The organism is Pseudomonas sp. ANT_H4 (assembly GCF_008369295.1).
GTDB lineage: Bacteria > Pseudomonadota > Gammaproteobacteria > Pseudomonadales > Pseudomonadaceae > Aquipseudomonas.
Genome location: NZ_VOBG01000021.1, coordinates 84,966 through 94,090, shown reverse-complemented (window position 1 = coordinate 94,090; position 9,125 = coordinate 84,966). Strand labels below are relative to the sequence as shown.

Annotated in this window: 7 protein-coding genes and 2 pseudogenes; 4 read left to right on the top strand and 5 right to left on the bottom strand. The window is 57.6% G+C overall.

Translation table 11 applies throughout. The annotated features are described in order from the left end of the window. A pseudogene (locus FQ182_RS22670) lies at positions 1 to 338 on the top strand (chemotaxis protein); the annotation flags it as partial. Between the two features lie 514 nt (positions 339 to 852). Next, positions 853 to 2,499, top strand: coding sequence for a malate dehydrogenase (quinone) (gene mqo, locus FQ182_RS22665; RefSeq protein ID WP_149413762.1), 1,647 nt, complete (start codon positions 853 to 855; stop codon positions 2,497 to 2,499). Positions 2,500 to 2,743: 244 nt separating this feature from the next. Here mqo and FQ182_RS22660 read toward each other — a convergent pair whose 3' ends face one another. The 4 genes and pseudogenes from FQ182_RS22660 to FQ182_RS22645 form a co-directional block, all read right to left on the bottom strand. Further along, a complete protein-coding gene (locus tag FQ182_RS22660) occupies positions 2,744 to 3,118 on the bottom strand; it encodes a hypothetical protein (protein WP_133103548.1) in 375 nt (124 codons plus the stop codon). A 163-nt stretch (positions 3,119 to 3,281) separates the two neighbouring features. Further along, positions 3,282 to 3,443, bottom strand: a pseudogene (locus FQ182_RS22655) (aspartate aminotransferase family protein); the annotation flags it as partial. Positions 3,444 to 3,543: 100 nt separating this feature from the next. Beyond that, a complete protein-coding gene (gene ppnN, locus FQ182_RS22650) occupies positions 3,544 to 4,917 on the bottom strand; it encodes a nucleotide 5'-monophosphate nucleosidase PpnN (protein ID WP_149413761.1) in 1,374 nt (457 codons plus the stop codon). A 146-nt stretch (positions 4,918 to 5,063) separates the two neighbouring features. Continuing rightward, positions 5,064 to 5,888, bottom strand: a complete 825-nt coding sequence (locus FQ182_RS22645; RefSeq protein WP_149413760.1) for an aspartyl/asparaginyl beta-hydroxylase domain-containing protein — start codon at positions 5,886 to 5,888, stop codon at positions 5,064 to 5,066. Positions 5,889 to 6,219: 331 nt separating this feature from the next. Between FQ182_RS22645 and fabV the strand changes: the two genes are divergently transcribed. Together fabV and FQ182_RS22635 are read left to right on the top strand one after the other, a co-directional pair. Further along, complete coding sequence (gene fabV / locus FQ182_RS22640; protein ID WP_149413759.1) at positions 6,220 to 7,413, top strand: enoyl-ACP reductase FabV; 1,194 nt, start codon at positions 6,220 to 6,222, stop codon at positions 7,411 to 7,413. A gap of 151 nt (positions 7,414 to 7,564) precedes the next feature. Further along, positions 7,565 to 8,188 carry an HAD family phosphatase gene (locus FQ182_RS22635; RefSeq protein ID WP_149413758.1) on the top strand — a complete coding sequence of 208 codons (624 nt, stop codon included), beginning with the start codon at positions 7,565 to 7,567 and terminating at the stop codon, positions 8,186 to 8,188. Here FQ182_RS22635 and FQ182_RS22630 read toward each other — a convergent pair. Then, positions 8,185 to 9,090: a LysR family transcriptional regulator gene (locus FQ182_RS22630; protein ID WP_149413757.1), complete on the bottom strand. Its 906-nt coding sequence runs from the start codon at positions 9,088 to 9,090 to the stop codon at positions 8,185 to 8,187. The genes FQ182_RS22635 and FQ182_RS22630 overlap by 4 nt on opposite strands. Between the last annotated feature and the right edge of the window lie 35 nt (positions 9,091 to 9,125).

Genomic DNA, 9,125 nt, shown 5'->3' with positions numbered 1-9,125 from the left:
TGATCACCTCGTTGCAGATCGGTTCGCGCGAGGCGGTGACGACGATGAATGCCAGCCAGGTGTCCAGCGAAGAAAGTGTCGAGGTGGCCAACCAGGCCGGCGCACGCCTAGTCAGCGTGACCCAGCGGATCGTCGAGATCGACGGGATGAACCAGTCGGTAGCGGCGGCCACCGAGGAACAGACCGCCGTGGTGGAAACCCTCAACGTCGACATCAACCAAATCAACATGCTGAACCAGCAGGGCGTCGTCAACCTCAACGAAACCTTGAAAGACTGTGATGCACTCTCGCAACAAGCCAGCCGTTTGAAGCAGTTGGTTGATAGCTTCAAGATCTGACATTCGTTCTGCAAGGCGCTGGATAAGACGTTGTGGTGATGGGGCAAGCCCGCTCACTCGTCAATATTAGATTCCGAAACCCCACTTGCGAAACTAAATGGGGTTTTGTTTTGGGCGCTCGGAAAGTACGAGCGAGCGCCTACCAGTCGCCTTCAATACTAAAGCCCATCCCTCGATTTTGCTTTTCCCAAGGAAGCCGTTATGCCGGATGCGATGCCCCCCCATCCAACCCGAGCATGATATTCTGCACGCCATCTTGGTCTATCCTTTCTTCCATTCGTGCATCCGTACACGCATGGCAGGATGGCTGTCGCCGAGGTAGCTGAAGCCAATAATGATAAGAAGTCAGCGCAGAAGGGACATAAAAGTGAGGTCGATACGTCGGCCTTGTGTGCCCACCCTTCAGTCCTTATGAATGCGGGAACCTGCGGTGCGTTGCCTGGCGCAGCGCGAATCCAGGTTGCCGGATGATGCGGGGCTGTAGGGCGGATGGCGTTTTATCATAGGTGCTACGATGTTCAAGAAAGTAAACACTGCCCTGTTGGGGCTGGCTTTGTCGATGGGGATCACGTCTGTTCACGCGGAAGAGGCAAAGAAGGTCGATGTGCTGCTGATTGGCGGCGGCATCATGAGTGCGACCCTCGGTGTCTGGCTCAATGAGTTGGAACCGAATTGGTCGATGGAGATGGTCGAGCGCCTCGATGGGGTTGCCGAAGAAAGCTCCAACGGCTGGAACAACGCCGGTACCGGTCACTCGGCTTTGGCTGAGCTGAACTACACCCCGGAAGACAAGAATGGCAACGTTGAAATCCCGAAAGCGGTCGAGATCAACGAAGCATTCCAGATCTCCCGTCAGTTCTGGTCCTGGCAGGTTCAGCAGGGCGTTCTGAAGAACCCGCGTTCGTTCATCAACTCCACTCCGCACATGAGCTTTGTGTGGGGCGATGACAACATCAAGTTCCTCAAGAAGCGTTATGAAGCACTGCAGGCGAGCCCATTGTTCGCGGGCATGGAATACTCCGAAGACCCGGTGCAGATCAAGAAATGGGTTCCGCTGATGATGGAAGGGCGTGACCCTAGCCAGAAAATCGCGGCCACCTGGACTCCGATCGGTACAGACGTGAACTTTGGCGAGATCACCCGTCAGTTTGTTGCTCACCTGCAAACTACGCCGAAGTTCGATCTGAAGCTGTCGAGCGAAGTGCAAGACATCACCAAGAATGACGATGGCTCCTGGCGCGTCAGCTACAAGAACCTGAAAGACGGCACCAAGACCGAAACCGACGCCAAGTTCGTGTTCATCGGTGCGGGCGGCGGTGCACTGCACCTGCTGCAGAAATCGGGCATTCCGGAAGCACGTGAATACGCCGGTTTCCCCGTTGGTGGTTCGTTCCTGGTGACCGAGAACCCGACCATCGCCGAGCAGCATTTAGCCAAGGCCTACGGTAAAGCCTCCGTTGGCGCACCGCCGATGTCGGTTCCGCACCTGGACACTCGCGTGCTGGATGGCAAGCGCGTAATCCTGTTTGGTCCATTCGCCACCTTCTCCACCAAGTTCCTGAAAGAAGGCTCGTACTTCGACCTGCTGACCAGCACCACCACCCACAACATCTGGCCGATGACCAAGGTGGGCATTGAGCAGTACCCGCTGGTTGAGTACCTCGCTGGTCAACTGATGCAGTCGGACGACGACCGCTTCAAGGCGCTGCAAGAGTACTTCCCGAACGCCAAGAAAGAAGACTGGCGTCTGTGGCAAGCTGGTCAACGCGTGCAGATCATCAAGCGTGACGAAGAGAAGGGCGGCGTCCTGAAGCTCGGTACCGAAGTGGTCAGCTCCGCTGACAACAGCCTTGCAGGCTTGTTGGGTGCATCGCCAGGCGCGTCGACTGCGGCTCCGATCATGCTGACCGTGCTGCAGAAAGTGTTCAAGGACAAGGTTGCGTCCCCGGCCTGGCAGGAAAAGCTGCACCAGATCGTGCCGAGCTACGGTACTCAGCTGAATGGTAGTTCTGAGCGTGTTGCTGAAGAATGGGCCTACACCGCCAAGGTTCTGCAACTGACGCCTCCGCCAGCGATTCCTCAGAGGGCTGCTCCGAAAGCCACTGAGGCTGCAAAGCCTGCGGCCGAGCCGAGCAAGCCAGCGGCTGATATCGCACTGTAAGAGGTTGGTGAGGTCCTGAGTCAGGGCCGAACCGATACCAAAAACCCGCTGAGCCAGTAGCCGGTCAGCGGGTTTTTTTGTGGGCGCGGTTCAGGTGCATTTCGGCAAACGTTAGGATCGGACGCTAAACTCATCTTTAACTTGCCCGTTCAACGGCAGCGCCAGCAGGATGCTGAAACGGAGGGCTGGTCAGTAATTTTTTGGGTACATAATTTGTTCGCCTCACCTGCCATGAGCGCATCGCTCATATTGGTTTTTTCGTTCCTAGCAAACGCATTTCCTTCAAAAGCGCCGCGCCCAGTTGTTCGGTGCCCAGCTCCTTGTAACCCACAGCCTTGATATCGCCGTTTTCTTCCGCCTGGATGATGATTACCGGCGTCTCTTTCCCAGTGCCTTCTTTAATGTGCATGGCGTACTGGGGAATATCCAGCTTGATGGGCGTACCTGCTGCCTTGCCCTTGACGTTAATCAGAAACGCCGCACAGCCGCTATCGACATCTGCGTTGGTGGCAGAACGACCGCTGACGAAACAGGTGTCGGGCAGCTCGGGCCAGGCGATGGCTTCGGCAAAGGCCAGGGTGGGCGTCAATGCCAAAGTAGCGAGAAGAAGCGTGCGCACGTTTGTCTTTCTCTAGATAAGGTCTGTAGCAGCAGGTTTTACCAAAGCGTGAGCGTCACTGCAACGCTGTGGCTCAGGTCAGCCGTTGCATGCCGGTGGTCTTGGCTGCGTTGAATTAGGGTAAGGAGTTACGGTGGACCCGATCCATTGGTCCATAGGTCGCTCATCGAGGGCAAGCCACCACCTGTTGCAAGTGCTCCCACAACGCGGCTACATGCTCGCGCTCAGTGGTCAGCGCGCCAATGGACACCCGCACCATCCAACGCCCGTGCAAGGTCGCCGGCGTCACATAAGCCACCCCCGACTGATTGAGCCGACTGGCCCACGGCATGCCTGGGTCAGTCGCCGGGAATGCCGTAGCGCCACAGGTGGATGCTCAGGGAGGAAAATGAAGAGGACATATCAGTTCTTCCCCGGCATCAGCATCACTGAACGACGCGATAACACGGCACATACGCCGCGCCACCCGGCAACTTCATCCGGTGCTGCTCCACAAACGCCTGCAACAACTCATCCAGTGGTTTCATGATCTCCGGGTCGCCGTGAATCTCGTACGGCCCATTCTGCTCGATCAAGCGGATGCCCTTGTCCTTGACGTTGCCGGCCACGATCCCGGAGAACGCCCGGCGCAGGTTGGCCGCCAGTTCATGAGGGGGCAGGGCGTGGTTCAACTGCAGGCTGGCCATGTTTTCGTGGGTTGGGTCGAACGGGCGCTGGAAGCCTTCGTCGATTTTCAGCAGCCAGTTGAAGTGGAACGCATCATTGCGCTCACGGCGGAACTGCTTGACCGTCTTCAACCCGGCAGTCATCTGGCGGGCCACTTCGGCCGGGTCGTCGATGATGATCTGGTAGTGAGCCTGGGCCGCTTCGCCCAAGGTTGCGCCGACAAAGGCGTGCAACTGTTGCAGGTACGGCGCGGCGTGTTTCGGCCCGGTGAGGATCACCGGGAACGGCACATCGCGGTTGTCCGGGTGCATCAGGATGCCCAGCAGGTACAGGAACTCTTCAGCTGTACCGGCACCGCCCGGGAAGATGATGATGCCGTGGCCGACTCGCACGAAGGCTTCCAGGCGCTTTTCGATGTCCGGCAGAATCACCAGCTCGTTGACGATAGGGTTCGGCGCTTCGGCGGCGATGATGCCCGGCTCGGTCAGGCCCAGGTAGCGCCCGCCGGTGATGCGTTGTTTGGCGTGGGAAATAGTCGCGCCCTTCATCGGGCCTTTCATCACGCCAGGGCCGCAACCGGTGCACACGTCGAGGCTACGCAGGCCCAGTTCATGGCCGACTTTCTTGGTGTATTTGTATTCTTCGGTATTGATCGAGTGCCCGCCCCAGCACACCACAATCTTCGGCTCGACACCGGGGCGCAGGGTGCGGGCGTTGCGCAGCAGGTGGAACACGTAGTCGGTGATGCCCTGGGAGTTGCTCAGGTCGATGCGCTGGCTGTCCAGTTCGTTCTCGGTGTAGACGATGTCCCGCAGGGCGCTGAACAACATCTCACGGGTGCTGGCGATCATTTCGCCATCGACGAAGGCATCGGCCGGCGCGTTCAGCAGCTCCAGGCGTACGCCACGATCCTGCTGGTGGATGCGGACTTCGAAATCCTGATAGGCGTCGAGGATGGTCTTGGCATTGTCGATATGGGCGCCGGTATTGAGGATTGCCAGGGCGCACTGGCGGAACAGGGTGTAGATACTGCCGGAACCTGCTTCACTGAGCTGCTGGACTTCACGCTGGGACAGTGTTTCGAGGCTGCCTTTGGGGCTTACGGACGCGTTGATGACTTGACGTTGGGGCATTCTGATTCCCTGAAAGCGCTGCCACCGGACCGCGGACAGCCAGTGGCATGAGGATGATGAGCGCCGATTAGGTCGCATTGGACTGGCATTTTCTCCGGCTCAGCGGCCGGACGCAAACACCGTCGCCCTTCATCATGCCGCAGAACTTACTGAATCAGCTTCCAGTTCTTGTAGAAAAACCGCCGCAGGGTAAAGACCACACCGGCAAAGCCCGCAATCAGGCCTCTGAGGACGAATGGGAGGAGTGAAGGCCGGACGATATCAATGAACAGGCAATAGCGCTTGGCATCGTTTTTATTGAAAGACGCGTGCATCAGCGTGTCATCGAAAATGAACAGCGGGTCGTCATGCCAATAGTGCTTGTGCTTGCCCACTTGAATGTAGACCCCCTCGTGGTGGGGCGCCGGAGCCATGTTGTACAACACCCGGTACATCAGGCGCAGGGGACCGAAGTGAAACGAGGTGGAGCGGTTTTCATTGAACACCGACACCCCGATGGTTTTGACGTAGGGCAGTTTTTCCTTGAGCGATGCAATGTCCAGAGTGGTTTCGATTGGGCGTCCGTACCACTGAAAAAACAGCATGCCGCGTTTCTTCTCGGCCATGCGTGCGTCCAGGTACTCGATGATTTCATCCTTGTGAGCCATGGCGTTGTCGATCACCTGTTGCAGATCCTCGCGCCAGGCCGGCGGCAGGTCGTGCATTTTGTAGATATGGCGATTGGGTTTGCTCAATACGTCGAACAAGGTGTTGAACGGTGCTAATAGCCAGGTATTACGGCCGCTGCCTATAAAATATTTTTTGATGGTTGTGCGGTCGTACAGGCCGTTGCGCAGGAAATCATAGAGACCACAGAGCACCACCAGGCCCAGGAACACCAAGGTAGTCTGGGGGAAGATGTCGATAATCAACAAGACGCCGAGTACCCAGGCGATCGAGACCAGTTTTTTGCGGATAGCAGGCTTATTCATGAAACTCAGCTCCAGCTGGACGCCATTCGACAGGTCCAAATCCATGGATGCGAGTGGTGGTATTTTGAAACATATTGAAACAATCCCGTCATAATAAGACGTTAGCTGCCGGATAGGCGTTTTAAATCTTTCAAATGTGCGAAAGCCACCTACAGTTTTTACGTTTGGCCATCCTCCAGACGGCGTCCCCGAACTGCGGTGAATTGGATTTTGTGAACAGAAGAATTGCGACTATCGTGACGCTTCGGTTTTCCGTGCGTCATAGACCAGAACGATTGAAGCTGTAATGGCCACCATTGGCCTTCGGCACCTTGGAAGAGGCAGAATTTTTATGATCATCAAACCGCGGGTTCGTGGGTTTATCTGTGTAACGGCCCACCCTGTTGGCTGCGAAGCGAACGTCAAGCAACAGATTGACTACGTAACTGAACACGGCGCCATCGAAGGTGGCCCGAAAAAGGTTCTGGTTCTCGGGGCTTCCACCGGCTACGGCCTGGCCGCGCGCATCAGCGCCGCCTTTGGCTGCGGCGCCGACACCCTTGGCGTGTTTTTTGAGAAAGAAGGCGAAGAGGGCAAGCTCAGCTCTGCCGGCTGGTACAACAGCGCCGCTGTCCACAAGTTTGCTAAAGAGAAAGGCCTCTACGCCAAGAGCATCAATGGCGACGCCTTTTCCGACGAGATCAAGCGCCTGACCATCGAAACCATCAAGAAAGACCTGGGTAAGATCGACCTGGTGGTCTACAGCCTGGCCGCGCCACGCCGCACCGACCCACAAGGCGTGGTGCACACCTCCACCCTGAAACCGATTGGCAAGTCCGTGACCCTGCGTGGCATCAACACCGACAAGGGCGTCGTCGTCGACACCACCCTGGAGCCAGCTACCCAGGAAGAAATCGACGGCACCGTGAAGGTCATGGGTGGTGAAGACTGGCAGCTGTGGATCGATGCCCTGCGTGAAGCCGACGTGTTGGCCGAAGGCGCCAAGACCACTGCGTTCACCTACTTGGGCGAAAAGCTGACCCAGGATATCTACTGGAATGGCTCCATCGGCGAAGCCAAGAAAGACCTGGACAAGAAAGTCCTGACCCTGCGCGAAAACCTCGCAGCACTCAAGGGCGACGCCCGTGTGTCGGTGCTCAAGGCCGTGGTCACCCAGGCCAGTTCGGCGATCCCGATCATGCCGCTGTACCTGTCGCTGCTGTTCAAGGTAATGAAAGAACAGGGCAGCCACGAAGGTTGCATCGAGCAGGTCTACGGCTTGTTCAAGGACAGCCTGTATGGCAAAGAGCCCAAGCTCGACGCCGACGGCCGCCTGCGTGCCGACCTCAAGGAACTGGAGCCGAAAGTACAGGATGCCGTTGCGGCACTGTGGAATCAGGTCTCTGACGACAACGTCAATGAGATCAGCGACTTTGCCGGTTACAAGGCTGAGTTCCTGCGCCTGTTCGGTTTCGAGATCGAAGGCGTGGACTACGACGCTGACGTCAATCCGACGGTGAAGCTCGAAGGTCTGGTTCAGGCTTAAGCAACACGTAATACAACGGCCTCTTCGCCTTGGGCGGGAGGCCGTTTTTTTTGCAACATCGTTCGATGTTGTGCCTTCCTGGTTGTGAAACTCCCAAGTGATCCTGTATCTCTAGCGGCCTGACTCACCTCACGCTAACGGAGATTTCCCGATGACGATTCGCGCAGTGGTCTTTGATTTTGGCGGTGTCTTGTTCGATTGGAGCCCGCAGCACCTGTACCGCCAACTGATTACCGATGAGCGCGAGCGCCAGTGGTTTCTCGACACGGTCTGCACCCAGGCCTGGAATACCGAGCAGGACGCCGGGCGCACCCTGGCTGAAGCAACACGCACGCTGATCGCCGAGCATCCGCAACATGAGTCTTTGATCCAGGCTTATTACGACCGCTGGCACGAAATGCTGCGTGGCCCGCTGTCCGGGGGCGTAGCGATACTGGAGGCGTTGTATGAGGCGAAAATGCCGTTGTTTGGATTGACCAACTGGTCAGCCGAAACCTTCCCGTATGCCCGAGCCAACTATCCCTTCCTGCAGTATTTTCGCGACATCGTGGTGTCCGGCGAAGTGAAGCTTATCAAGCCCGGTGCCGCGATCTACCACGCCAGCCTTGCTCAGGTTCGCGCCCATCTGACAGACATCAAACCCGATGAAATGGTGTTTATCGATGACGTGGCCGGCAATATCGAGGCGGCTATTGCCCTTGGCTGGCAGGGGATTCACCACGTATCCGCCGAACACACCGGTGAACGTTTGCGCGCATTGGGTGTGAGCTTCTAGCGCGCCCACAGCTCCATCACGAAGTCGACGAAGGCCCGCAGCTTGGGCAGGCGATAGCGGTCCTGGGCGTACAGCAGATGCATCGGCCGGAAGGGCGGCTGATAGCCTGGCAGTAACGCAATCAGTTTGCCCGCCCTCAGGTCAGGGTCGACCAGGGCGTCGGGCAGCATGACGATACCCATGCCTTCTACTGCCGCGCGGTGCAAGGCCTGGGAACTGTTGACGGTCATGGGGCCGGACACGGCGATTTCGATTTCTCCCTCTGGGCCGTGCAGGCGCCATTGTTTGTCGGCGTTGCGCCAATCGTCGGTCGAGGGGTAGGCAAATGCCAAGCAATCATGCTGTTGCAAATCCTGCGCAGTGTGCGGAGTACCCCGGCGCGCCAGGTAACCTGGTGAGGCGCACAGGGTCATGGTGTAGTTCTGCAACGGCCGAGCGATCAGGCTGGAGGGCTGCAATTCACCGAGGCGGATCGCTGCATCGAAACCGCTGTCGATCAGGTCCATCGACTGGTTGCTCAACACCACATATAACTGGATCTGCGGATAACGCCGGGAAAACTCGCTCAGCGCCGGTGCCAGGCGCTCGGCGCCGAACGCAGGCGGGGCGGTGATCCGCAACAGGCCCTTGGGGGCTTCACTGTGAATCTGCTCGGCCAGTTGTTCGGAGTCGGCCACCAGGCCCAGCACTTCCAAACAGCGCTGATAATAGAGTCCGCCGAATTCTGTCAGGCTCTGTTTACGGGTGGTGCGCTTGAGCAGGCTGACACCAAGGCGCTGTTCCAGGGCGCGCAGGTGATTGCCGACCATGGTGGTGGACATCCCACACGACTGCGCTGCCGCTGTCATGCTGCCGCTTTCCACTACCTTGACGTACACCGTCATTGCCTGGAACAGATCCATTATCAAGCCTTGATTTAAAGTGATCGCAGATATTC

What these genes read in the sequence shown, in the direction of transcription:
- mqo (WP_149413762.1), top strand. Translation starts at nt 853, where the DNA reads ATGTTCAAGAAAGTAAACACTGCCCTGTTGGGGCTGGCTTTGTCGATG.
- FQ182_RS22630 (WP_149413757.1), bottom strand. Translation starts at nt 9,090, where the DNA reads ATGGATCTGTTCCAGGCAATGACGGTGTACGTCAAGGTAGTGGAAAGC.
- FQ182_RS22635 (WP_149413758.1), top strand. Translation starts at nt 7,565, where the DNA reads ATGACGATTCGCGCAGTGGTCTTTGATTTTGGCGGTGTCTTGTTCGAT.
- FQ182_RS22645 (WP_149413760.1), bottom strand. Translation starts at nt 5,888, where the DNA reads ATGAATAAGCCTGCTATCCGCAAAAAACTGGTCTCGATCGCCTGGGTA.
- fabV (WP_149413759.1), top strand. Translation starts at nt 6,220, where the DNA reads ATGATCATCAAACCGCGGGTTCGTGGGTTTATCTGTGTAACGGCCCAC.
- ppnN (WP_149413761.1), bottom strand. Translation starts at nt 4,917, where the DNA reads ATGCCCCAACGTCAAGTCATCAACGCGTCCGTAAGCCCCAAAGGCAGC.